Genomic DNA, 24256 nt, shown 5'->3' on the forward strand with positions numbered 1-24256 from the left:
ACACGCAAGCATAGGGGGCCGCGGCGCAGGATGCAAAATCGACGGTTCCGCAGGCGGCGTGCACCCCGTCCGGGGTTGACCCGGGTCTAGGAGATCGGGCAGGGCCGCGGTTAGGGTGGGGCGGAATCGCTCTTCCCCCCACCCGCGCGCCGGAGCCGCACCGCCGCGGAGGGAGGGCCCCCTATCCCCGAGGTCCCATGCCCCACTCCCTGCGCCGTCCGCGTCCCGCCCGCCTCCCCGGCGCGCCGCGACTCGGGCGACTCCGAGGTGCTGCCCTGGCCTCCGCCGTCGTCGCGCTCGTCGCCGGCCTGCTCGTCGCCACTCCCGCCCAGGCGGTCGAGTACCCGTCGTGGGCCGACGTCGAGGCGGCGAAGGGCGACACCGCCGCCGCGGCCGCTCAGGTCGACCGGATCACGTCCCTGATCGGCGACCTCCAGAGCGAGGTCGCCTCCGCCCAGCAGCTCGCGCAGCAGCGCGGCGACGAGCACTTCGCCGCTCAGCAGGCGTTCGACGAGGCCTCGGACCAGTCGAAGAAGCTCGAGGACCGTGCCGCCGCCAGCGCCGAGGAGGCCGACAAGGCCTCGCAGCAGGCGGGCCTGCTCGCCGCGCAGCTCTACCGCAGCACCGGCACCGACCTGTCCGTCAACATCTTCCTCGACCAGAAGGCCGGCCAGGCCGACCAGCTGCTGTCGAAGATCGGGAGCATGACCAAGCTGGTCGAGCGCTCCTCCGCGATCTACGAGCAGGCCAGCACCGCCCGGAACACCGCGTCGTCCCTCGCCGACCAGGCCGAGGTCGCGCAGACGGAGCGCGAGCGCCTCCGCGTCGCCGCCGAGCAGAAGCTGGCCGAGGCGACCGCCGCTCAGGAGGCGTCCGAGGCCGCGCTCGCCGAGCAGCAGGAGCAGAGCGTCGTGCTCGAGCAGCAGCTCGCCGCGCTCCGCGACACCGAGTCGAAGACCGTGGCCGAGTACGAGGCCGGCGTCGCCGCCCGCGAGGCCGAGCGCCTCCGGAAGCTCGCCGAGGAGGAGGCCGCCCGTCAGGCCGCCGCCCAGGCCGAGGCCGCGCGCCGCGAGGCCGCTCGGGCCGCAGCCGCATCCAGCGGCGGCAGCGGTGGCGGTGGCGGGTACGTCGCCCCCTCGGGCGGCGGCGGCTCCAGCGCCGTCAGCGACTCCGGCTGGGTCCGCCCTGCCGGAGGCCGCATCACCGGCACCTTCGGCCCGCGCGACAGCATCTCGACCGGCGGAGGATCCTCCGGCTCGTACCATCGCGGCACCGACCTCGCGGGCGGCTGCGGCATCCCGATCTTCGCGGCGCACAGCGGCACCGTCTCCTACGCGGGCCCCAACGGCACCTACGGCAACTGGGTTCTGATCGACCACGGCAGCGGCATCAGCACCGGCTACGCCCACATCATGTCCGGCGGGATCTTCGTCCGCGTCGGCCAGCAGGTCCAGGCGGGCGAGCAGATCGCCGCCGTCGGCTCGACCGGCGCCTCCACCGGCTGCCACCTGCACTTCGAGACCCGCGTCAACGGCTCCGCCGTCGACGCCCAACCTTTCATGGCCCAACGAGGAGTCACCCTTGGCTGACGCACAGACGACCGCACGCACCTTCACCCCGGCACCCCGGGAGCGCGCCTGGAAGGGCCGCCTCCCGCTCGTCATCTCCGCCGCCTTCGCGGTCACGGCGGTCACCGCGTCCCTCGGCATCACCCCGGCCCTCGCCGACGACGCGAAGTACCCCTCGTGGGACGACGTGCAGAACGCCAAGAAGAACGAGGCGAGCAAGCAGGCCGAGATCGACTCGATCGCCGGCCTCATCGCGAGCCTGCAGACCGCGGTCGACGAGAAGTCGATCACCGCGATGAAGAAGGCCGAGGCCTGGCGCCAGGCCAAGGAGGCGCTCGACGCCGCTGCGAAGGCCGTCGCCGACCTCGAGGAGAAGGCGACCACCGCCTCCGCCAAGGCCCAGACCTCGAAGATGCGCGCCGGCCTGCTGGCCGCGCACCTCTCTCGCGCCGCCGGTGGCGACCTCTCCGCCAGCCTCGTGGCCAAGGGCAAGGACGCGGGCGACCTGCTCTACCAGCTCGGCGCGATGTCGCAGCTCTCGGAGCAGTCGCAGAAGGTCTACGCCGACGCCCTCGCCGACAAGCAGAACGCGGAGTCGCTCGGCGACCAGGCCGACCGCGCTGTCACCGAGCACCAGGCGCTCTCGGACGAGGCCGACGCCGCCCGCAAGGACGCCGACGCCGCCGCCGAGTCGGCCCGCGCGTCGCTCTCGGCGCAGGAGGAGAAGTCGCAGGAGCTGGTCGCCCAGCTCGCGCTGCTGAAGGACTCCTCGGTCGAGGCCGAGACCCAGTACCTCGCGGGCGAGCAGAAGCGCCAGGCCGACGAGGCCGCCGCTCAGGCGCAGGCCGAGGCGGAGGCCGCCGCTCAGGCGCGGTCCACCGCCCGCTCCGCCCAGCAGCAGTCCTCGGCGCAGGCCGACACCGCCGCCCCGTCGCGTCAGACCGCGTCCCTCCCGCAGCCCGCCGCGCCGCAGCCCGCGCAGCAGCAGCCCGCTCCTGCTCCGGCCCAGCCCGCTGCTCAGCCGGTCGCCCAGCCGGCGGCTCAGCCGCTCCCGCAGCCGGTGACCGCTCCGGTCCTGGTGCCGACCAGCGGCGCCGTCGAGAACGCGATCTCGTACGCGATGGCTCAGCTCGGCGAGGAGTACGTCCTCGGCGGCATGGGCCCGGACCAGTGGGACTGCTCGGGCCTCACCAAGGCCTCGTACGCGTCCTCGGGCATCTACATCGGCACCCACTCGGCGACGAACCAGTACAACACCATGGCCGGCGCCGGCAAGCTCGTCCCCTACAGCCAGCGCCAGCGCGGCGACCTGATCTTCTGGGGCGGCGGCGGGGACTACTACCACGTGGCCATCTACCTCGGGAACAACCAGATCATCGAGGCCGCCGACTACGGCAAGCCCGTGCGCATCTGGAACACCTGGGGCACGCCCGCCGGCATGGTCGGCCGCCCGGCCGCCTGAGCCGCGGCCGCACAGCACAACGAGAGAACCCCCTCCTGTCGAGACGACGGGAGGGGGTTCCTTCGTTGATGCGAGGGGTCAGTGACCCTCTTCGGCCAGCTTCTTGATGCCGTCCTGGACGATCTGCTCCGCCTCGGCGGCGTCGCCCCACGCGTCGACCTTGACCCACTTGCCGGGCTCGAGGTCCTTGTAGCGCTCGAAGAAGTGCTTGATCTCGTTCTTCGTCTGCTCCGGGACGTCGCCGATGTCCTGGATGTGCTGCCAGCGCGGGTCCTTCGCGGGGACGACGATCACCTTCGCGTCGGAGCCGGCCTCGTCGCTCATGTTGAGCACGCCGACCGGGCGGACGGAGACGCCCACGCCCGGGAAGACGGGGTACTCGAGCAGCACCAGCGCGTCGACGGGGTCGCCGTCGAGGCCGAGGGTGTTCTCGAAGTACCCGTAGTCCGTCGGGTAGACGAAGGAGGTGAAGAGCACGCGGTCGAGGTAGACGCGACCGGTCTCGTGGTCGACCTCGTACTTGTTGCGGCTCCCCTTGGGGATCTCGACGACGACGTCGTATGCGGCCATGCTCTCTCCTTGAGTCGGTGGCGCCGTGAGCGGCGCATCGGCGGACGGATCGGCCTCCGGAACGCTCGCGCGGGTGCGCGCGCGGGAGGGGCGGATCGCTGGCATTACGTTACTTGATGTGCCCGATCGCCCCCGCCTGACCCCCGCCGTCGCCGATCTGCGGCGGGCGGTGCGCGAGAGCCTCGACGGGCTCGACCCCGGAGCGCTCGTGCTGGTCGCGCTGAGCGGGGGAGCGGACTCGCTCGCGCTCGCGGCGGCGGTCGCCTTCGAGGCCCCGCGGGGCGGGAGGCGGGCCGGCGCGGTGATCGTCGATCACGGGCTGCAGGAGGCGTCTGCGGAGGTCGCGCGGCGGGCCGCGGAGCAGGCGCACGGGCTGGGGCTCGCGCCGGTGCTGCGCGAGGTGGTGACGGTGTCCGCCGAGGGCGGTCCGGAGGCGGCCGCCCGCAGCGCGCGCTACCGCGCCTTCGACGACGCGCTGACCGCGACGGGCGCCGCCGCGATCCTCCTGGGCCACACCCTCGACGACCAGGCCGAGACGGTGCTGCTGGGCCTGGCACGAGGAGCCGGTGCGGCCTCGCTGCACGGGATGGCGCCGGTCAGTGGGCCGCTGCGTCGGCCGATTCTGGGCCTGCGGCGCGAGACGACCCGCCTCGCCTGCTCCGACCAGGGGCTCGTGCCGTGGGACGACCCGCACAACGACGACCCCCGCTACTCGCGGGTCCGGGTGCGGAACCGCGTGCTGCCCGTGCTGGAGGACGAGCTCGGGCCGGGAGTGGCGCAGGCCCTGGCGCGCACGGCCGAGCAGCTGCGGGAGGACGGGGACGCGCTCGACGCGCTCGCCCTCGACTGGGCGCTCGAGCTGGTGGGCCAGGACGAGGCGGGGCACGTCACGGTCGACGCGCGCGGGCTCGCCGTGGACCCGCCGGCGCTGCGGCAGCGGATCATCCGCCTAGTCGTGGCGAACGAGTTCGGAGTCGCGCTCTCGCGCTCGCAGACGCTGGCGGTCGCCGCGCTGGTCACCGACTGGCACGGCCAGAAGGGCGTCGACCTCCCCGGCGTCCTCGCCACCCGCCGCGGCACCACCCTCGTCTTCGCACCCGCGGCCCCCTGACCCCGTCCCCGCGACGCCGGTCCCCGCGAGACGCCCGGCCCCTCCCCGCGAGACGCCGCTCCGGCACGCGACTCGCCGACGGAGGTGTACGAGAGCGGAGTCTCGCGGAGGGGAGACGGGGGCCGGGCACCCGTAGAGTGGCCGGGTGGAAGCAGCCGACATCGCCGACGACATCACCGAGGTCCTCTACACCGAGGCCGAGATCCACGAGCGGATCCGCGACCTGGCCCGCGCCATCGAGCGCGACTACGCGGGCGAGAACCTGCTCATCGTCGGGGTGCTGCGCGGCGCCGTGATGGTGATGGCCGATCTGGCCCGCGAGCTCAAGCTCGACATCGTCATGGACTGGATGGCCGTCTCGTCCTACGGGAGCGGCACCAAGTCCTCCGGCGTCGTGCGGATCCTGAAGGACCTCGACTCCGACATCACGAACCGCAAGGTGCTGATCGTCGAGGACATCATCGACTCCGGCCTCACGCTCTCGTGGCTGCAGGGCAACCTCCGCAGCCGCGGCGCCGAGTCCGTCGAGATCTGCGCGCTGTTCCGCAAGCCCGCGGCCGCCAAGGTCGAGGTCGACGTGGCCTACGTCGGCTTCGACATCCCGAACGAGTTCGTGATCGGGTACGGGCTCGACTACGCCGAGCGCTACCGCAACCTCCGCGATGTCGCCGTCCTCGCCCCGCACGTCTACGAGTAGCCCCGCGGACACCGCGCAGGAGAGCCTCGAGCGGCTCTTCGCGGTGCCGCTGCTGGGCTATCACATGAGCTACCCGACCTCGCTGCGGGCCGACCTCGAGTTCAACTACTGGTGGCTCGCGCACGCGATCGACGCGGCCGTCGACGCCTTCGCGCGCACGGGCGACGAGGCGCACCTGGAGCGTGCCCGGCGGATCCACCGCGCGATCCGGCTCCGCAACGGCGGGCGCCTGGTGAACGGCTACTTCGACGACATGATGTGGCTCGGCGGCGCGCTCGCCCGCCTCGGGGAGGCCTCGGGCGACCCGCGGTTCCTCGACCGGGCCGACCGCCTCTGGCGCTTCGCCGTCGCGAAGGGCTGGAACCTCCGCCACGGTGCGAGCCTCGCCTGGCGCCGCCGGCAGCTGGACTACAAGAACGCGCCCGCGAACGGCCCGTTCGCGATCCTCGGCGCGCGCCTGGAGCGGCTGCGGCCGGACGGCCGGGAGGAGCTCTCGCGCGCCGCCCTCGACTGGATGCACGTGCGCCTCCGCGACGACGACACCGGCTTCGTCGCCGACGGCATCGGCCGCGAGGGCGGCTCTGCCCGCGACGACTGGGCATTCAGCTACAACCACGCCGTCTACATCGGCGCGGCGCTCGCCCTGCACCGCCTGCGGCCCGACCCCCGCCTGGTGGCCCACGCCTCCCGCACGGCCGAGGACCTGCTGGACCGGCTCGCCCCCGACGGCGTCTTCGTCGACCAGGGATCGGGGGACGGCGCCCTGTTCGGCGGCATCGCCTACCGGCACCTCGTCGACCTCGCCACGACGAGCGGAGTCGCGCCCGCGGTGGCCGCCCGCCTCCGCGGCTTCGTCGCCGGCAGCGTCGCCGCGCTGCAGAGCTCGAGCGTCCGCCGCGGCGTGCTGCTGGCCGGGCCCCGCTGGGACGCGCCTCCGTCGCTGCCCGCCACGCTCTCGGCCGAGATCGGCGCCGTGCTCGCCCTGGAGGCGTCAGCGCGACTGGACCGGTCGCCGGTGCCGTCAGACTGACGGGGTGAAGGCACCCGAGAAGCGCACCGTCGCCGTCGTGATCAACCCGAGCAAGTTCGACGACGTCGGCGCCGCGGAGGACCTGGTCGCGACGATCGCGCGCCGCCACGGCTGGAACGAGCCGCTCTGGTTCGAGACCAGCCCGGGCGACTCCGGTGCCGCCGCGGCCCGCGCCGCACTCGAGGCGGGCCCGGACCTGGTCTGCTCGATGGGCGGCGACGGCACCGTCCGCGCCGTCGCCACGGTGCTGCGCGGGACCGGCGTCCCCTACGGCCTGCTGCCCAGCGGCACGGGCAACCTCCTCGCGCGGAACCTCGGGATCCCGCTCGGCTCGCTGCCCGAGGCGGTCGAGATCGCCCTGCTCGGGCAGGACCGCGCCATCGACGTGGGCACGGCCGCGTTCGACGACGGCGAGGAGCGGGTGTTCATGGTGATGGGCGGGGTGGGCCTGGACGCCGAGATCATGGACAAGACGGACGAGGAGCTGAAGAAGCGGGTGGGCTGGGGCGCCTACTTCGCGGCGGGGGCGCCGGCGATGTTCAAGGCCGGATTCGAGGTGACCCTCACGATCGACGGCGCGGAGGAGCCTCCGCAGCGCTGCTTCATGGTGCTGGCCTGCAACTGCAGCTCCGTGGTGGCGAACATCGAGCTGGCCGCGGGCGCGGTGCTCGACGACGGCGACCTGGAGCTGGTGCTGCTGCGTCGGCGCTTCGGCCTCGCGCTGGATGTCGCGACCGGCAACCGCAACGGGCTCGCCTCCCTCCGGCAGTGGCCCGGCCGCGAGTTCTCGTTCGAGCTCGACCAGCCGGTGCTCGCCGAGCTGGACGGGGATCCGGTCGGCCGCACCCGCTCCGGGCGCTTCGGCGTGGATCCGGGCGCCCTCCTCGTGCGCCTGCCGGTGCCGACGCCGCGGAGCCCGGGACTGACTCCGCACGACTCGGTGATCGTCGACACGTCCGCCATCGCGACGCTGCTCCCGGAGCCGCCCTCCTCCTGACGCTTGCGCGCTCTTCTTTACGGTTGTAAGTTATCTGACGGACGTAAAGAAGGCGCTCCTCGCGCCGGGAAGAAGGACCCCGTGACCGATCCGCGGCTCACCCGCTCGCGCGAGCTCCTGCTCACCGCGATCACGACGGCCCTCGACCGCCCGGGCGACGACCAGCCCTCCATCACGGAGCTCTGCGGCGCCGCGGGCGTCAGCCGCCCCACGTTCTACCAGCACTTCGGCGACGTCCCGTCCCTGATCGAGGCCGCCGCGGTGGAGCGGATGCACGCGCTGTTCGGCGACGTCGCTCCCGGCACCGCCCCCGCCGACTGGGAGGGCGCGGTCCCCCGCATCGTCCGCGGGCTCCTCGAGGGCCTGCTCGTGCACGCCGACTTCTACCGCCGCGTGCTGAGCGGAGGGACGGCCCGCGCCGTGCAGGAGTCGGTCGTCGCGTTCCTCGCGCAGCGGCTCCTCGCCTTCTCGCCCCTCGCCGAGCGCGGATCGGGCGGCGGCGACCACGCCCGCGTCGAGCGCTTCGCCGTCCTCCTCGCCGCCGGCACCACCTGGCTGGTCGTCGGCTGGCTCCTCGACGGCGACGCCCGCCGTCCCGTGGCCTCGGCCTCCGCCGACATCGCCGAGCTCCTCGTCACCGGAGTCGCCTCGCCGCGGCTCGCCGCCCTGCACTCCACGAAGTAGAAGGACCATGACCACCTCCCCGCTCCGCCGTGCCCTGCGCGCCGTGAACCCGCGCCTCGTCGTCGTCTTCGCCGCGATCGCGCTCATCCCGCTGATCTACGCGGGACTGCTGACCTCGGCCAACCTCGATCCCACGCACCACCTCGACACGGTGCCCGCCGCGATCGTCAACGAGGACACCGGCGCGACCGCCTCGGACGGCTCCGCGCTCGCCCTCGGCGACGACCTGACCGAGCAGCTCACCACCGACACGTCCGGCTCGGACTTCGCCTGGACGGCGACCGGTGCCGACGAGGCGTCCCGCGAGCTCGCCTCCGGCGACGTCCTCGCCGTCCTGACGGTGCCGGCCGGCTTCTCGGCCGACGTCGCCTCGGTCGGCGGCGACGACCCCGCCGCGGCCGTGCAGGCGAAGCTGTCGATCGAGACGAACGACGCGGCCAACCTGATCGTCGGCAACATCGCCTCCACCATCGGCACCACCGTGACGAAGACGCTGGAGGAGAAGGTCGGCGCGACCTACCTCGAGAACGTCTACCTCGGCTTCACCGATGTGCACTCGAGCCTCGAGCAGGCGGCCGACGGCGCCGCTCAGCTGGCGGACGGCGCCGGGACCGCCGCGTCCGGCTCCTCCGAGCTGGTCGTCGGGCTCGCGCAGCTGCAGGACGGCACCGCGCAGCTGGCGACCGGCGCCGACTCCCTCCGCTCGGGCACGGGGAGCGCGGCCTCCGGAGCGTCCGACCTCTCGTCGGGACTCCAGCGGATCGCGAGCGGGACCGGGCAGCTGCCCGACCAGGCGGCGGCGCTCGACACGGGAGCCCGCACGGTCGCCGACGGCGCCCAGCAGCTCGACGGCGGAGCGGCGTCGCTCGCCTCGGGCGCCACCGACCTCGCCGCGGGGACGTCGACCCTGAAGGACGGCGCGGCCTCGGCGGCGTCCGGCGCCGAGGCGCTGGCCACCGGGTCCGCCTCCCTCTCCGATGGAGCGGGGAAAGCCCTCGCAGGAGCCCAGCAGCTCGCGACCGGCGCGGGAGCGCTCGCGACCGCCACTCCGCAACTCGCCACCGGAGCGACCGGAGTCGACTCCGGCCTCGCCTCCCTGCTCTCGCGGTACGACTCGCTGTCCGACGCCCAGCGCGTGGCCGAGCTGACCGCCCTCGAGGAGGGTGCGGCCGCTCTCGCGGGCGGAGCCGCCTCGGCGGACGCGGGCGCGCAGACGCTCGCCTCCGGTGCGACCGCGCTCGTCGGCGACGACGGCAGCGGACTGACGGCGCTCGCCGCCGGTGCCGCCACGGTCTCGGGCGGAGCCGCCGACCTCGCGACCGGCACCGCCGCTCTGTCCACCGGGGCGACCTCCGCCGCAGACGGCGCCCAGAAGCTGCAGACCGGTGCGCAGGCCCTCGCCCAGGGAGCTGCGACCCTCGACGGCGGAGCCGCGCAGGTCGCCGGCGGAGTGGACACCCTCTCCGGCGCGGTCGGCCCGCTCACCAGCGGCATCGCCTCCGCGGCCGCCGGCGCCTCCGACCTCGCCTCCGGGACGGCCGCCCTCGCGACGGGCGCCTCGGACCTCGCGGACGGCGCCGAGACCGCCGCGACCGGCTCGGCCGACGCGGCCACCGGTTCGCAGGACCTCGCCGACGGGATCGACTCGCTCGCCTCGGGATCGCGCACCCTCGACACGAAGCTCTCGGACGGCGCGGACGACGTGCCCACCTACACCGGCGAGCAGGCTCAGGAGCTCAGCACCGTCGCGGCCGCCCCGGTCGGGATCGACGCCGAGCGGATGAACCGCGTGCCGTCCTACGGCTACGGCCTCGCCCCCTACTTCATGGCGCTCGCGCTCTGGGTCGGCGCGCTCGCCTTCTATCTGATGAGCGCCCCGCTCAGCTCCCGCCTCCTCGCCGCGCGCCGTCCCGCCTGGGTCATCGCACTGCGCAGCTACCTGCCCGGCGCGCTGATGGCGGTCGCCCAGGGCGTCCTGGCCGCGCTCGTCATCCGCTTCGGAGTGGGCGTCGAGGCGTCGAACCTGCCCGGGCTGATCGGGATCGCCGTGCTCACGAGCCTCACCTTCGTGGCGATCAACCAGGCGCTTATCGCGCTGCTGGACGCCCCGGGCCGGTTCCTGGCGCTGCTGATGATCGTGCTGCAGCTGTCCTCGGCCGGAGGCACCTACCCGGTCGAGACCGCTCCCGCCTTCTTCCAGGCGATCCACGAAGTGCTGCCGCTGACCTGGACGGTGGAGGCGTTCCGCTCGCTGATCGCCGGCGGCAGCATCGGAGTCGCGCACGCGGTCCTGGTGCTCGTGCTCTGGCTGGTCGGGGCGCTCGCCGTGACCGTGCTGGCCGCCGCCCGCCGCCGCCGCGGCCTCGTGCCCGCCCTCCGCGACCCGGAGCCCCTCCTCGAGTCGGCCTGACCCGAGCCGGGCGGGCCCGTCCGTCCGTCCGCGCCTGCTGCCCCTTCTCGCGGCGGCCCCGCCCGGACACCTTCGCCCCCCCCGAGACCGCAGTAGTCGTCGCTGTCGAGCTCGAGTGCGACAACTCCTGCGCTCTCGCGGCGCGTCCCTACCGCCGAAGCGCCGATCCCCGCGACCTCCACCCGCAACGCAGAGGACGCGGACCGGGAAACGCGTGCCAGCGTTTCCCGGCAGTCCGACGCACCCCGCTCTGCGGAACGCACCATCTCGTGGAGCCGACCGCGCGCGGGGATGCGGCCCGCCGCATCCCCGCCGGACCACACAGCCCGCGGCCGTTCGGCCCACGGCGAACGCGTGGGCGGCGCTCAGAGTGCGGGAGGTAGCCTGGCAGGCACAATCTCCTCGTCAGAAAGGCGCCGGGTGTCGCACCCGCAACAAGCATGAACGTGAAGCGCATCTTCCGGGGTCCCATCCTCTACGTCGTCCTGGCGATCGTCGCGGTGTGGATCGGCTCCTCGCTGATCACCATGTCCGGCTTCCGGCCGGTCACGACGCAGGAGGGTCTCGACCTCCTGAAGGACGGCAAGGTCGACTCGGCGAAGATCGTGGACGGCGAGCAGCGCGTCGATCTCACGCTCAAGCAGGCCGACGGAGACAACGGCACGCAGGTGCAGTTCTACTACGTGGCCCCTCGCGGCGCGGAGGTCGTCGACGCGGTGTCCGCGGCCGATCTCGGCAGCACCGGCTACAACGACGAGGTCCCGCAGACCAACTGGTTCCTCTCGGCTCTCGGCTTCCTGCTCCCCATCCTGCTGATCGGCGCGTTCTTCTGGCTGATGCTCTCGGGCATGCAGGGCGGCGGCAACCGCGTCATGCAGTTCGGCAAGTCGAAGGCGAAGCTCGTCTCGAAGGAGTCGCCCAAGGTCACGTTCGGCGATGTCGCCGGCGCCGACGAGGCGATCGAGGAGCTGCACGAGATCAAGGAGTTCCTCAAGGAGCCCGCGAAGTTCCAGGCCGTCGGCGCCCGCATCCCGAAGGGCGTCCTGCTCTACGGCCCTCCCGGCACCGGCAAGACCCTGCTGGCGCGCGCGGTCGCGGGCGAGGCGGGCGTCCCCTTCTACTCCATCTCCGGATCGGACTTCGTCGAGATGTTCGTCGGCGTCGGCGCGAGCCGTGTCCGCGACCTGTTCCAGCAGGCGAAGGAGAACTCGCCGGCCATCATCTTCGTCGATGAGATCGACGCCGTCGGCCGCCACCGCGGCGCCGGCATGGGCGGCGGTCACGACGAGCGCGAGCAGACCCTCAACCAGCTGCTGGTCGAGATGGACGGCTTCGACGTCAAGACGAACGTCATCCTGATCGCGGCGACGAACCGCCCCGACATCCTCGACCCCGCGCTGCTGCGTCCGGGCCGCTTCGACCGCCAGATCGGCGTCGACGCCCCCGACCTGCTCGGCCGCAAGCGGATCCTCGAGGTCCACGGCCGCGGCAAGCCGCTCGCCGGGGGAGTCGACCTCGAGGTCGTCGCCCGCAAGACCCCGGGCTTCACCGGCGCCGACCTGGCCAACGTCCTCAACGAGGCCGCGCTGCTCACAGCCCGCTCCAACGCGCAGCTGATCGACAACCGTGCGCTCGACGAGGCGATCGACCGCGTCATCGCGGGGCCGCAGCGCCGCACGCGGGTCATGCGCGACAAGGAGAAGCTGATCACCGCCTACCACGAGGGCGGACACGCTCTGGCGGCGGCGGCGATGCGCCACACCGACCCCGTGACCAAGGTCACGATCCTTCCGCGCGGTCGCGCCCTCGGCTACACGATGGTGCTCCCGCTGGAGGACAAGTACTCCACGACCCGCAACGAGCTCCTCGACCAGCTCACGTACGCGATGGGCGGTCGCGTCGCGGAGGAGATCGTCTTCCACGACCCCACCACCGGAGCGTCGAACGACATCGAGAAGGCGACCTCCATCGCCCGCAAGATGGTCACCGACTACGGCATGTCCGCGAACGTCGGAGCGGTCAAGCTCGGCCAGTCGTCGGGCGAGATGTTCCTCGGCCGCGACATGGGCCACCAGCGCGACTACTCCGAGCAGATCGCCGAGACGGTCGACGCCGAGACGCGCCAGCTCATCGAGCAGGCGCACGACGAGGCGTGGCAGGTCATCAACGACAACCGCGACATCCTCGACCGCCTCGCGATGGAGCTGCTCGAGAAGGAGACGCTCGACCACGACCAGCTGGCCGAGATCTTCAAGGACGTCCGCCGCATCGACGAGCGCCCGCAGTGGCTCTCGAGCGACAAGCGCCCCCTGTCCGACCTGCCGCCCATCGCGGTCCCGGTCGCCAAGGCGCCGATCGACTCGGGTGCGACCGACGGGGGAGTCTCCTCCGCCGGTGCGGACGAGGTCGCGCCGAAGCGTCCGCCGCTGATCAACCCGCGCCCCGCGACGGCGTAGCGCGCGCGTGCCCGTCGACAAGGCGCGCATCGAGGCGGCCGTCGCCGAGATCCTCGCGGCCATCGGGGACGATCCGGGCCGCGAGGGACTCCTCGACACGCCGCGGCGGTTCGCCGAGGCGTACGAGGAGTTCTTCGGCGGTTTCGACGACGACGCCGCGGCCCAGCTGACCGAGACGTTCGCGGTTGTCGAGGGCGGCCAGGAGGCGCCGCTCGACCAGACGGTGATCGTGCGCGACCTCGCATTCCGCTCCGTCTGCGAGCATCACCTCCTGCCGTTCCTCGGCGTCGCGCACATCGCCTACCGGCCGCGCGATCGGGTCGTCGGCCTCGGCCGGCTGCCGCGCGTGGTCGAGACGGTCGCGTCGCGACCGCAGATCCAGGAGCGGATGACCGAGCAGATCGCCGACGCGCTCGAGCAGGGCCTCGCTCCCGAGGGAGTGCTCGTCGTGGTCGACGCCGAGCACGGCTGCGTGCGGATGCGCGGGCCGCGCCAGACCGCGAGCTCGACCGTGACGGTCGCCGCCCGCGGCTCCCTCGCCGACCCGGCCGCCCGCGCCGAGATCATCGCGCTGATCGGCGCCGCGCGGGGGGAGTGACGTGGCCACCACCGTCGCCGACCTCACGCCGACCGGCCGCGCCGCGCTCCTCGGGATCCTCAACGTCACTCCGGACTCGTTCAGCGACGGCGGACGCTGGCTGTCCGTCGACGACGCCGTCCGCCACGGCCTCGACCTGACCCGGCCCGCCGGGGACGGACCCGCCGCGTTCGGCGCGGACCTGGTCGACGTCGGCGGCGAGAGCACCCGCCCCGGTGCGGCGCGCGTCGACTCCGCCGCCGAGCAGGGCCGCGTGCTGCCCGTCGTCCGCGCCCTCGCCGCGGAGGGGGTGCGCGTCAGCATCGACACGATGAGCGCCGCCACAGCGGAGGCCGCTCTGGACGCGGGCGCCGTCGTCGTCAACGACGTCTCCGGCGGCCTCGCCGATCCGCGGATGCTCCCGCTCGTCGCCGAGCGCGGCGCCGTCTACATCGCGATGCACTGGCGCGGGCACAGCGCGGGCATGACCGCTCTCGCGTCCTACGGCGACGTGGTGGCGGACGTCCGCGGCGAGCTCGAGCGCCGCGTCGACGCCGCCCGTGAGGCCGGGATCCGGGACGACCGCCTCCTGCTCGACCCCGGCCTCGGCTTCGCGAAGGTCGGCGCGCACGACTGGGCGCTGCTGGCCGGGCTCGACGCGATCGTCTCGCTGGGCTTCCCGGTCCTGGTCGGCCACTCGCGCAAGCGGTTCCTCGCTCCGTTCGCCCCCGCCGGCGCCCCGGCCGCCGAGCGCGACGAGGTCTCCGCCATGCTGAGCCTCGTCGCCGCCGGGCACGGCGCCTGGGGCGTCCGGGTCCACGACGTCCGCTCGTCCGCCCGCGCCCTGGCCCTCGCCGCCCGACTCCAGGAGGAGACCCCGTGACCGCGATCGACCCCGCCGCCCTCGCCGTGCGCGACTCCATCACCCTCACCGGGCTGCGCGTGCGCGCGCACCACGGCGTCTTCGACTTCGAGCGCGAGAACGGCCAGGACTTCGTGATCGACGCGACGGTGTGGCTCGACACCGCGCCGGCGGCCGAGGGCGACGCGCTGGCCGAGACGGTGCACTACGGCGAGCTCGCGATCGCCCTGGCCGACGCGGTGACCCGCGACCCGGTCGACCTCATCGAGACCCTGGCCGAGCGCCTCGCCCGGGTGGCCCTGGGCTTCGCCGCCGCCGACGTCGTCCGCATCACCGTCCACAAGCCGGACGCGCCGATCCCGCTGCCCTTCGAGGACGTCGCCGTGCAGATCACGAGGACCCGCTCGTGAGGCCGCGGCAGGAGCGCGTCCGCCCGGTGCGCCACGTCGTGCTCGCGCTCGGCAGCAACCTCGGCGACCGCCTCGCGCACCTCGAGGAGGCGCTGCGGGCCCTCGCCACGACGCCGGGCCTGCGCATCGAAGCGGTGTCCAAGGTCGTCGAGTCGCCCGCGTGGAAGCCCGAGGGCGTCGACGAGGACGCGCCCGGGTACCTCAACGCGGTCGTGACCGGCTCGACCGTCCTCGAGCCCGACGACCTGCTCGCGGCGACGGCGGCGATCGAATCGGCCGGCGGCCGGATCCGCGGCGAGGGCGAGGAGCGCTGGGGCGACCGGACCCTCGACATCGACGTGATCGCGGTCGGCGGCGTGCTCCGCGACGACCCGCACCTGACCCTCCCGCACCCGCGGGCGGCCGAGCGGGCCTTCGTGCTCGAGCCCTGGCTCGACGCCGAGCCGGCGGCGGTCCTTCCCGGAGCCGGACCCGTGGCCGAGCTGCGCGCACGGGCGACCGACCGCGTGACCGACCACCCGGCCGGGCTGACCTGGCCGGGGCGCGACTCCGCCCGCGGCAGCACCGCCGACCCCGAGAGCAGGACCCCGTGAGGCGCACCCGCATCAGCACCCTGCTCGGACTCGGCCTCGCCGGGGCCGTCGCGGGGTTCCTCCTCGACCTCGCGATCGCCGCCGCCGGCCGCCCCGTGCTCATCCCGCCGCTGACGGTTCCGCTGACCCTGATGGTGGTCGCCGCCCTCGTGCTCGGCTTCGCCGTCCCGATCCACCGCGCCACGAAGGGCACGCTGCGCCGGCCCATCGATCCGTTCCGGGCGATGCGCGTCGTGGTGCTGGCGAAGGCGTCCAGCCACGTCGGTGCTCTGCTGCTCGGAGCCTCCGGCGGCATCCTGGTGTACCTGCTGAGCCGTGCGATCCCTTCGCTAGGCTCCGTGTGGCAGGACGTCGCGACCATCGTGGGTGCGCTCGTCCTGCTGGTGGCCGGCCTGGTCGCCGAGCACCTGTGCACCATCCCGCCGAGCGACGACGACGACACCGCCGTCGGCGAGGTGAACCACGCCTGACGCCGACGCCCGGACCGCCGCGGGCAGTGAGGACGACGCCATGCCCGCCGAGCCCGAGGGCGCGTCGCCGACGACCCGCCGCGACGCGAGGGGACGCCGGCGGGACCGTCTCGACATCACGGGGGAGTGGCGCCGCGTCTCGCCCCGGTACGTCGCGGTCGAGATCGTGTCGGCCGTCGTGTCGAGCGTGCTGCTGCTCGCCGTGCCCGTGGTGCTGATGCTGATCGGCCTGCCGTGGGGCTGGATCCCGCTGGCCGCCGCGGCCGCCCTCGCGGTGACCCTCCTGATCGTGGCCCCGCGCCGTGCGCGCGCCTACGGCTACCTCCTGCGCCAGGACGACCTGCTCTTCCGCCGCGGCATCATGTTCCAGCGCTTCGTGTCGGTGCCGTACGGGCGGATGCAGCTCATCGACGTCAACCGCGGGCCGCTCGCCCGGGCGCTCGGCCTCGCCGACCTCCGCTTCGTCACCGCCGCCGCGGCGACCGGCGTCAGCATCCCGGGCCTGGCCGAGCAGGACGCGGAGGAGCTCCGCGACCGCCTGGTCGAGCTCGCCGAGTCGCGCCGGGCCGGCCTGTGACCGAGCTCCGCGCCGTCGAGACGGACCTCGCCGACGGGGAGTGGCACCGCCTCCATCCCGCGACCCCGGTCCTCAAGGGCGGGATCGGCCTGCTGGTCGTCCTCGGCATCGTGATCACGAACCTCCGCGAGCGCCTGGTCGAGCTGTTCCTGCCCGGGCCGGAGGGCTTCGAGAGCGGCGATCCGGTCGATGAGCTGCTGCGCCGCGGCCTCGTCGGCTGGGCGCTGCTGGCGGTCGCGGTGGGCCTGGCGGTCGCCGTCTTCGCGTTCTGGCTGTCCTGGCGCATGCACACCTTCCGCATCACCGACGAGGTCGTCGAGGTGCGCTCCGGCGTGCTCTTCCGGACCAACCGGCGGGCGCGGCTGGACCGCATCCAGGGCATCGCGGTGCAGCGTCCGCTGTTCGCCCGGCTGTTCGGGGCCGCGAAGCTCGAGGTGAGCGTGGCCGGGCAGGACGCGAACGTCCAGCTGTCGTACCTCGGCTCGCGGCTGGTGGACGCCCTGCGCCGCGACATCCTGCGGCTCGCCTCCGGGGTGCGCGAGCGGGAGGCGACGGTCGACGGTGCGGCTCCGGCGGGCGGGTTCCTGGCGCGCCGGCTGGAGGAGTTCGGTGAGCCTCAGGACGAGACGCCGCCCGAGTCGGTCGTCTCGATCCCGCCGGGCCGACTCCTCGGCTCGCTCGTCTTCAGCGGCTTCACGCTGTTCCTGGCCGCCTCGGTCGTCGCCGTGGTGTTCGTCGCCGTCTACGGCTCGCCCTACGTGCTCTTCGCGATCCTGCCGGGCCTGATCGGCTCGGGCAGCTACTACGTCCGCCAGTTCGTGCGCTCGCTCCGGTACTCGATCGCCGCGACGCCCGACGGCGTGCGGGTCGGCTACGGCGTGCTCTCGACCAGCAGCGACACGATCCCGCCCGGCCGGATCCACGCCGTCGAGATCACTCAGCCGCTGCTCTGGCGCCCCTTCGGCTGGTGGCAGGTGCGGATCGACCGCGCCGGCCACGCGGCCTCCCGCGGGGCGAACGGCGAGCCGAACACCACGATCCTGCCCGTCGGCGACCTCGCCGCGGTCGAGCGCGTCCTCGCCCTCCTGCTGCCCGGACCGGCTGAGGGAGCGGAGTCGACGCCCGTCGGAGACGCACTCCGGCACCGCGACGCGGCCGGCTTCACCCGGGCGCCGCGCTCGGCGGTGTGGCTCCGCCCCTTCTCGTTCCGGAGGACCGGGTACCGGCTGACGGACGAGGTCGCGATCCTGCGCAGCGGAGCGGTCTGGCGGCGGGTCGCCGTGGTGCCCCTGGCGCGGATGCAGAGCGTCGGGGTCCAGCAGGGACCGCTCCAGCGCCTGCTCGGGCTGGCCTCGGCGCGCGTGCACACGGTGGCCGGCCCCGTCACTCCGCTCGTGCCGGTGATGAGCGCAGCCGACGGACTCGCCTTCTTCGAGAGCCTCGCGACGGCCGGAGTGCGGGCCGCCGACCGCGACGCGAGCCACCAGTGGGGGCGGCGGGCGGCCGCACCCGCCCTGCCCGACTGGCCCGCTCCGGAGGGGGAACCGCATGCCTGAGACCCGCCGCGACGGACGCCTGGGCGTCGGCGTGATCGGTGCCGGACGCGTGGGCCCGGTGCTCGGTGCCGCGCTCGCCGGGGCCGGCCACGCCGTGATCGGGATCGCCACCACCAGCGAGAGCGGCCGCGAGCGCGCCGACGCGCTGCTCCCCGGAGTCCCCGTGCTCGCGATCCCCGAGCTCGTCGAGCGCAGCGAGCTGGTGATCGTCGCCGTCCCCGGGAGCGAGATCGCCGCCCTGGTCGCGGGGCTCGCCGCGACCGGAGCGTGGCAGCCCGGCCAGCTGGTGCTGCACACGGCGCCTGAGCACGGCTACGGGGTGCTCGCTCCGGCGCTCGCCTCCGGGGTCATCCCCCTGGCAGTCCACCCGGCGATGGCCTTCAGCGGCACCAGCCTCGACCTGGCGCGCCTCGCCGAGACCTACTTCGCCGTGTCGGCACCGGGCCCGGTGCTGCCGATCGCGCAGGCGCTGGTGGTCGAGATGGGCGGGGAGCCGGTGACCGTGGCGGAGTCCGACCGCGCCGCCTACGCGGAGGCCGTCTCGACCGCCACGACCTTCTCGACCGCGATCGTCGACCAGGCGGCGGGACTGCTGGCGGGCATCGGCGTCGAGAAGCCGGGCTTCTTCCTCTCCAGCCTCGTCCGCTCCTCCGTCGACGACGCCCTGCGCCGCGCGGCGGGCTGACGCGCGGCGCCGCTCGTGACGCCGCTCCCCGGGTGGGACGCCGCTCGGGAGGCGGTGCCTCGCGGAGGAGCACGGCGTCCCGGTGCCGAGGGCCCCGGCGGCCGCGGGACCGCCGGTAGCATCGTCGGGTGATCAGCACCGTCCACCGCATCGGCGACCTCCGCGAGCGGCTGCAGGAGGCGCGGCGGGCCGGTCGGCGCATCGCGCTCGTGCCGACGATGGGCGCCCTGCACGCCGGGCACCTCGCCCTCGTCGAGCGGGCGCGCGAGCTGGCCGACGTCGTCGTCGTGTCGGTGTTCGTGAATCCGCTGCAGTTCGGTCCGACCGAGGACCTGGACCGCTACCCGCGCGACCTCGAGGGCGACACCGCCCTGCTCGACGCGGCCGGGGCCGACCTCCTCTTCGCTCCGGGAGTCGCCGAGATGTACCCCGACGGGCCGTCCTCCACGAGGGTCGTCGCGGGCGAGGTCGGCGGCCTCTACGAGGGGCGCGCGCGGCCGGGCCACTTCGACGGGATGCTCACCGTCGTCGCCAAGCTCCTGAGCATCGCCCAGCCGGACGTCGCGGTCTTCGGGCAGAAGGACGCGCAGCAGCTGTTCCTCGTGAGCCGCATGGTCCGCGACCTCGACCTGCCCGTGGAGATCGAGGGCGTCGGCATCGTGCGGGAGGAGGACGGGCTCGCCCGCTCCAGCCGCAACCGCTACCTCGACGAGGAGCAGCGCCGCGCGGGCCTCGTGCTGCCGCGCCTCCTCGCGGCCGCCGCGGAAGCCGCGGACCGCGGTGCCGCCGCGGCGATCGAGGCCGCCGAGGCCGTCGCGCACGCCGAGCCGCTCGTTAAGCTGGACTACCTCGTCGTCGTGGATCCCGCGACGCTCCTCCCGGTCGACGCCGACCACCGCGGCCCGGCACTCGTGCTCGTCGCCGCGATCGTCGGCACCACCCGCCTCCTCGACAACGCCCCGATCCTGCTCGCCTGATCGCGGCCGTCCGCCCCGAACCGAAAGCACCGCGACCCCTCATGGCCGACACCCCCGACGTCCCCGAGACCACGACCCCCGCCGCCGAGCAGTCCGACTCCGAGCAGGCCGCCGCCGAGCGGGCCGCGCAGCAGGAGGCCTCCGAGCAGAAGGCCGTCCGCCTCGCCAAGCGCGAGCGCCTGCTCGAGCTCGCGGGCGACGACCTCGGCGCCGGCGCCTACCCCGTCGCGGTCGGAGTCACCGACACCATCGCGGCCGTCCGGGCGCGCCACGAGGGCATCGAGCCGGACGTGAAGACCGGCGAGCGCGTCGGCCTCGCGGGCCGCGTGGTGTTCCAGCGCAACACGGGCAAGCTCTGCTTCGCGACCCTGCAGGCCGGCGACGGCGAGCGGATCCAGGCCATGGTCTCGCTCGGCGACGTGGGCGAGGAGTCGCTCGCGGCGTGGAAGGAGCTCGTCGACCTGGGCGACCACCTCTTCGTCGAGGGCGAGGTCGTCTCGAGCAAGCGCGGCGAGCTGAGCGTGTGGGTGTCGGAGTGGACGATCGCCGCGAAGTCGATCCTGCCGCTGCCGAACCTGCACAACGAGCTCGGCGACGAGACCCGGATGCGCCAGCGCTACCTCGACCTGATCGTGCGCCCCCAGGCCCGCGAGACGGTCGTCACCCGCGCCCGCGTGAACGCCTCCCTCCGCGACACCTTCGCCTCGCACGAGTTCCTCGAGGTCGAGACCCCGATGCTGCAGGTGATGCACGGCGGCGCATCCGCCCGCCCCTTCGCCACGCACTCGAACGCGTTCGACACCGAGCTGTACCTGCGCATCGCGCCCGAGCTCTACCTCAAGCGGGCGGTCGTCGGCGGCATCGACCGGGTCTTCGAGATCAACCGCAACTTCCGCAACGAGGGCGCGGACTCCACGCACTCGCCCGAGTTCGCGATGCTCGAGGCCTACCAGGCGTACGGCGACTACAACTCGATCGCCGACCTGACCCAGGAGCTGATCCAGAACGCGGCCCAGGCCGTCGCGGGCTCGCACGTGGTCACTTGGGCCGACGGCACCGAGTTCGACCTCGGCGGCCGGTGGGACCGCATCTCGATGTACGAGAGCCTGTCGCTCGCGGCAGGCATCGCGATCACGCCGGAGACGGAGCTCGCCGAGCTCGAGACCCTCGCCGCGCGCGAGGGCGTCGAGGTGCACGTCCCCACGCACGGCAAGTACGTCGAGGAGCTGTGGGAGCACTTCGTGAAGGGCGGCCTGACGCGTCCGACCTTCGTGATGGACTTCCCCGTCGACACCTCGCCGCTCGTGCGCGCGCACCGCAGCATCCCGGGCGTCGTCGAGAAGTGGGACCTCTACGTCCGCGGCTTCGAGCTGGCCACCGGCTACTCCGAGCTGATCGACCCGGTCGTGCAGCGCGAGCGCTTCGTCGAGCAGGCCCGCCAGGCCGCCGCCGGCGACGACGAGGCGATGCGCCTGGACGAGGACTTCCTCCGCGCCCTCGAGCACGGCATGCCCCCCACCGGCGGCATGGGCATGGGCATCGACCGCCTCCTGATGGCGATCACCGGCCTCGGGATCCGCGAGACGATCCTCTTCCCGCTCGTCAAGTAGGGTCGCAGGAGCCGAGGGGGAGACATGGTCAGGGCATCGAGCATCGTCGCGGCCGTCGCGGCGGGCGTCCTCACGATCGCGCAGTTCGGAGTGGGGACCGCGGTCGCCGCGAGCGTCCTCACCTCCTCCGGCGACGTCGGCACCGCGCTGGCCGACCGGCGGGCGGCCGAGGCGTTCACGCCCGACCCCACGATCGCCGGCTTCGCGGAGCGGACCGCCATGTCCGACCGCGGCCGCGCCCTCTACTACGCGTCGAGCCCGTCGGTCGAGCCGACCGCCGGCTTCAACGACCTCTGCGGCTACGGCGCCTCCGACGACATCGTCCTCGGCTGCTACACCGGCACCAGCATCTACATCTCGGACGTCGCCAACCCCGACCTCGACGGGATCCGCGACGTGACGGCGGCCCACGAGATGCTGCACGCCGCGTGGGTGCGGCTCGACGCGGAGGAGCAGGCCGAGCTGGGCGACGAGCTCGAGGCCGCGTACGAGACCCTCCCGCAGGACGGCACGATCGCCGAGCGCCTCGAGCTGTACCGCACCGGCGGCCTCGGCGAGCGCGTCAACGAGCTGCACTCGATCCTGGGGACCGAGGTGGCCGACCTGCCGCCGGCGCTCGAGGCGCACTACGCCGAGTTCTTCGACGACCGCTCGGTCGTCGTGGGCCTGAACGCCCGCTACGAGGCGGTCTTCACCGATCTCGAGAACCGCATCGAGGACCTGGTCTCCCGGATCGAGACGATGTACGCCGACCTCACGGCGCGGGTCGACGCGAACAACGCCGAGTACGACGCGCTCAACGTCGAGATCGACGACTTCAACTCGCGCGCCGACAGCGGCGACTTCGGATCGACGGCCGAGTTCGAGACGGAGCGCGCCGATCTGCTCGCCCGCAGCCAGGCCGTCGACGCCACCCGGGCCGCCATCGACGCGGACATCGCCGTGTACGACGGCCTGCGCTCGGAGCTGGAGGGCCTCAACTCCGATGCCGCGGCGTTGAACAAGTCGGTCGAGAGCCAGTAGCGCCCAGCGCCCGCGAAGGCCGCTGGGCGCACGGGCCTCCGGGCTCACGGCTCCCGCGCCGGTGCCGCGGGTAGGATCGCCGCATGGACTGGGAGCTGTGGAACCAGGGGCTGTGGGCCCTCGTGCCGACGATCACGGTCGGAGCCATCTTCTGGTTCGTGATGCGCGCCCTCATCCGCTCGGACCGCAACGAGCGCCGCGCGTACGACCGCATCGAGGCCCGCGAGCGCGAGCGCCGCGGCCTGCCTCCCCGCGACGCCTCCTGACCACCGCCGCCTCGCGAGTGCCTCCCGCGCCCGCTGATCGGCTCCGCACGACGAACGAGGAGGCGCGGTGCCCGCACCCGACTGGGCCGTGATCCTCCCGATCGCGGCCGTCGTCGTCGAGCTCGTGGTCCGCGTGATCGCCGTGATCGTCGTGCCGCGGAACCGTCGTCCGACCACCGGCCTCGCCTGGCTGATGGCGATCTTCCTGATCCCGTACGTCGGCATCCTGCTGTTCCTCTTCATCGGGAGCTACCGGCTGCCGCGCAAGCGCCGCCGGAAGCAGCAGGAGATCAACCGGTTCATCCTGGAGTCGACCGACGGCATCGACCGCGTCGCCCGGGAGCACCCGTGGCCGCAGTGGCTGGAGTCGGTGGTCACCCTCAACCGCAACCTCGGCGCGATGCCGCTGGTCGGCGGGAACGATGCGCGCCTCCAGGGCGACTACGAGCAGACCATCCGCGCGATGGCCGCCGAGATCGACCGCGCCCGCCGGTACGTGCACTGCGAGTTCTACATCCTCGCCGCCGACTCGACCACCGCGCCCTTCTTCGACGCGCTCGACCGCGCGGTGGCGCGCGGGGTGCGGGTGCGGATCCTCCTCGACCACATCGCGTCGATCCGCGTGCCCGGCTACTACAGCGGCACCCACCGCCGGCTGCGCGCCCTCGAGCGGGCGGGCGCCTCGTGGTCGTACATGCTCCCCGTGCGGCCGTGGCGCGGGCAGTACCAGCGGCCGGACCTGCGCAACCACCGCAAGCTGCTGATCGTCGACGGCAACGCGGCCTTCATGGGCTCGCAGAACGTCGTCGACTCCAGCTACAACAAGCGCGGCAACATCCGCCGCGGCCTGCACTGGCACGACCTGATGGTGCGCCTCGAGGGGCCGGTGGTGCAGGGCATCAACGCCATCTTCATCACCGACTGGTACAGCGAGACCGACGAGCTGCTCCTGCGGGAGTCGGAGCCGATGGAGGCGCTGCAGCAGCGCGACACCATCGACTGCCAGGTGGTGCCGAGCGGCCCGGGGTTCGAGGGCGAGAACAACCTGCGCCTGTTCCTGACGCTGCTCTACTCGGCGCAGAAGTCGATCATCATCACCAGCCCGTACTTCGTGCCCGACGAGGCGATGCTCTACGCGATCACGACGGCGACCCGGCGGGGCGTGCACGTGGAGCTCTTCGTCTCCGAGATCGGCGACCAGGCCGTGGTCTACCACGCCCAGCGCTCGTACTACGAGACGCTGCTGACCGCGGGCGTGCGCATCTGGATGTACCGCAAGCCGACCATCCTGCACGCGAAGCACTTCACGATCGACGACGACGTCGCCGTGATCGGCTCGAGCAACATGGACATGCGCTCCTTCACGCTCAACCTCGAGGTCTCGCTGATGGTGCGCGGCTCGGAGTTCGTCGAGGACCTGCGCCAGGTGCAGCAGGACTACCGCGAGCACTCCCGCGAGCTGACCCTCCGCGAGTGGCGGCAGCAGCCGCTCCGCTCGACCCTGCTCGACAACCTGGCGCGGCTCACCTCGGCGCTGCAGTAGCGCGGCTCCCGTCCGCCCGCAGGCGGAGGATGCGCGGCCCCGGCTCGTCGCGCAAGGCCCTGTGCGGGCCGCCGCGCCCCGCGTAGCGTCGGAGCGTCCTCAGCACCATCCGGTTCCGCCTG

General features: G+C 73.5%; 23 protein-coding genes. 22 read left to right on the plus strand and 1 reads right to left on the minus strand.

The genetic code is table 11. From position 1 onward, the window contains the following. Window positions 1-197 precede the first annotated feature (197 nt). Window positions 198-1589, plus strand: coding sequence for a peptidoglycan DD-metalloendopeptidase family protein (locus C5D66_RS10390; protein WP_104255528.1), 1392 nt, complete (start codon window positions 198-200; stop codon window positions 1587-1589). After that, window positions 1582-3030 (plus strand): C40 family peptidase, encoded by a 1449-nt coding sequence (locus tag C5D66_RS10395; protein WP_258063970.1) that lies wholly within the window; start codon window positions 1582-1584, stop codon window positions 3028-3030. The genes C5D66_RS10390 and C5D66_RS10395 overlap by 8 nt, the downstream gene beginning before the upstream one ends. Before the next feature lie 78 nt (window positions 3031-3108). On the opposite strand, the gene ppa is transcribed toward C5D66_RS10395, so the two are convergent. Further along, on the minus strand, window positions 3109-3600 hold the full coding sequence (gene ppa / locus C5D66_RS10400; protein ID WP_068255683.1) for an inorganic diphosphatase: 492 nt from the start codon (window positions 3598-3600) through the stop codon (window positions 3109-3111). Between the two features lie 118 nt (window positions 3601-3718). On the opposite strand from ppa, the gene tilS reads away from it, so the two are divergent. The 20 genes from tilS to cls all read left to right on the plus strand — a co-directional run bounded on the left by tilS (window position 3719) and on the right by cls (window position 24134). Continuing rightward, window positions 3719-4711 carry a tRNA lysidine(34) synthetase TilS gene (tilS, locus tag C5D66_RS10405; protein ID WP_104255529.1) on the plus strand — a complete coding sequence of 331 codons (993 nt, stop codon included), beginning with the start codon at window positions 3719-3721 and terminating at the stop codon, window positions 4709-4711. A 145-nt stretch (window positions 4712-4856) separates the two neighbouring features. Continuing rightward, a complete protein-coding gene (hpt, locus tag C5D66_RS10410) occupies window positions 4857-5408 on the plus strand; it encodes a hypoxanthine phosphoribosyltransferase (RefSeq protein ID WP_104224109.1) in 552 nt (183 codons plus the stop codon). 64 nt (window positions 5409-5472) lie between these two features. Next, on the plus strand, window positions 5473-6438 hold the full coding sequence (locus tag C5D66_RS10415; protein WP_181067947.1) for a glycoside hydrolase family 76 protein: 966 nt from the start codon (window positions 5473-5475) through the stop codon (window positions 6436-6438). A 4-nt stretch (window positions 6439-6442) separates the two neighbouring features. After that, complete coding sequence (locus C5D66_RS10420; protein ID WP_104234307.1) at window positions 6443-7435, plus strand: diacylglycerol kinase family protein; 993 nt, start codon at window positions 6443-6445, stop codon at window positions 7433-7435. Between the two features lie 81 nt (window positions 7436-7516). After that, window positions 7517-8119, plus strand: a complete 603-nt coding sequence (locus tag C5D66_RS10425; protein WP_104226013.1) for a TetR/AcrR family transcriptional regulator — start codon at window positions 7517-7519, stop codon at window positions 8117-8119. 7 nt (window positions 8120-8126) lie between these two features. Next, window positions 8127-10529 carry a YhgE/Pip domain-containing protein gene (locus C5D66_RS10430; RefSeq protein WP_104255531.1) on the plus strand — a complete coding sequence of 801 codons (2403 nt, stop codon included), beginning with the start codon at window positions 8127-8129 and terminating at the stop codon, window positions 10527-10529. Window positions 10530-10969: 440 nt separating this feature from the next. After that, window positions 10970-12985 (plus strand): ATP-dependent zinc metalloprotease FtsH, encoded by a 2016-nt coding sequence (gene ftsH / locus C5D66_RS10435; RefSeq protein ID WP_104224104.1) that lies wholly within the window; start codon window positions 10970-10972, stop codon window positions 12983-12985. Window positions 12986-12992: 7 nt separating this feature from the next. Continuing rightward, window positions 12993-13583, plus strand: coding sequence for a GTP cyclohydrolase I FolE (gene folE, locus C5D66_RS10440; protein WP_104255532.1), 591 nt, complete (start codon window positions 12993-12995; stop codon window positions 13581-13583). Between the two features lies 1 nt (window position 13584). Further along, window positions 13585-14445, plus strand: a complete 861-nt coding sequence (gene folP, locus C5D66_RS10445) for a dihydropteroate synthase (RefSeq protein ID WP_104238405.1) — start codon at window positions 13585-13587, stop codon at window positions 14443-14445. Further along, window positions 14442-14834, plus strand: coding sequence for a dihydroneopterin aldolase (gene folB / locus C5D66_RS10450; RefSeq protein ID WP_104347803.1), 393 nt, complete (start codon window positions 14442-14444; stop codon window positions 14832-14834). Before folP ends, folB begins: the two co-directional genes overlap by 4 nt. Then, window positions 14831-15427, plus strand: a complete 597-nt coding sequence (gene folK / locus C5D66_RS10455) for a 2-amino-4-hydroxy-6-hydroxymethyldihydropteridine diphosphokinase (protein WP_104255533.1) — start codon at window positions 14831-14833, stop codon at window positions 15425-15427. Before folB ends, folK begins: the two co-directional genes overlap by 4 nt. Then, window positions 15424-15897, plus strand: coding sequence for a DUF3180 domain-containing protein (locus tag C5D66_RS10460; RefSeq protein WP_104255534.1), 474 nt, complete (start codon window positions 15424-15426; stop codon window positions 15895-15897). Before folK ends, C5D66_RS10460 begins: the two co-directional genes overlap by 4 nt. Before the next feature lie 40 nt (window positions 15898-15937). After that, the gene (locus C5D66_RS10465; protein ID WP_104255535.1) at window positions 15938-16474 is read left to right on the plus strand and encodes a PH domain-containing protein; all 537 of its coding nucleotides are present in this window, start codon (window positions 15938-15940) and stop codon (window positions 16472-16474) included. After that, complete coding sequence (locus tag C5D66_RS10470) at window positions 16471-18030, plus strand: PH domain-containing protein (protein ID WP_104248064.1); 1560 nt, start codon at window positions 16471-16473, stop codon at window positions 18028-18030. Before C5D66_RS10465 ends, C5D66_RS10470 begins: the two co-directional genes overlap by 4 nt. After that, window positions 18023-18715, plus strand: a complete 693-nt coding sequence (locus tag C5D66_RS10475) for a Rossmann-like and DUF2520 domain-containing protein (protein ID WP_104255536.1) — start codon at window positions 18023-18025, stop codon at window positions 18713-18715. The genes C5D66_RS10470 and C5D66_RS10475 overlap by 8 nt, the downstream gene beginning before the upstream one ends. Window positions 18716-18843: 128 nt before the next feature. Beyond that, window positions 18844-19692, plus strand: a complete 849-nt coding sequence (gene panC / locus C5D66_RS10480) for a pantoate--beta-alanine ligase (RefSeq protein WP_104255537.1) — start codon at window positions 18844-18846, stop codon at window positions 19690-19692. 41 nt (window positions 19693-19733) lie between these two features. Beyond that, entirely contained in the window at window positions 19734-21302 is a 1569-nt protein-coding gene (lysS, locus tag C5D66_RS10485; RefSeq protein ID WP_104255538.1) for a lysine--tRNA ligase, read from the plus strand. Window positions 21303-21326: 24 nt separating this feature from the next. Next, the gene (locus C5D66_RS10490; protein ID WP_104255539.1) at window positions 21327-22325 is read left to right on the plus strand and encodes a hypothetical protein; all 999 of its coding nucleotides are present in this window, start codon (window positions 21327-21329) and stop codon (window positions 22323-22325) included. An 83-nt stretch (window positions 22326-22408) separates the two neighbouring features. Then, window positions 22409-22591, plus strand: coding sequence for a hypothetical protein (locus C5D66_RS10495; RefSeq protein WP_104224094.1), 183 nt, complete (start codon window positions 22409-22411; stop codon window positions 22589-22591). Window positions 22592-22658: 67 nt separating this feature from the next. After that, the gene (gene cls / locus C5D66_RS10500; RefSeq protein WP_104224093.1) at window positions 22659-24134 is read left to right on the plus strand and encodes a cardiolipin synthase; all 1476 of its coding nucleotides are present in this window, start codon (window positions 22659-22661) and stop codon (window positions 24132-24134) included. The last annotated feature ends 122 nt before the right edge of the window (window positions 24135-24256 follow it).

The organism is Rathayibacter sp. AY1B4, assembly GCF_002932815.1.
Lineage (GTDB): Bacteria > Actinomycetota > Actinomycetes > Actinomycetales > Microbacteriaceae > Rathayibacter.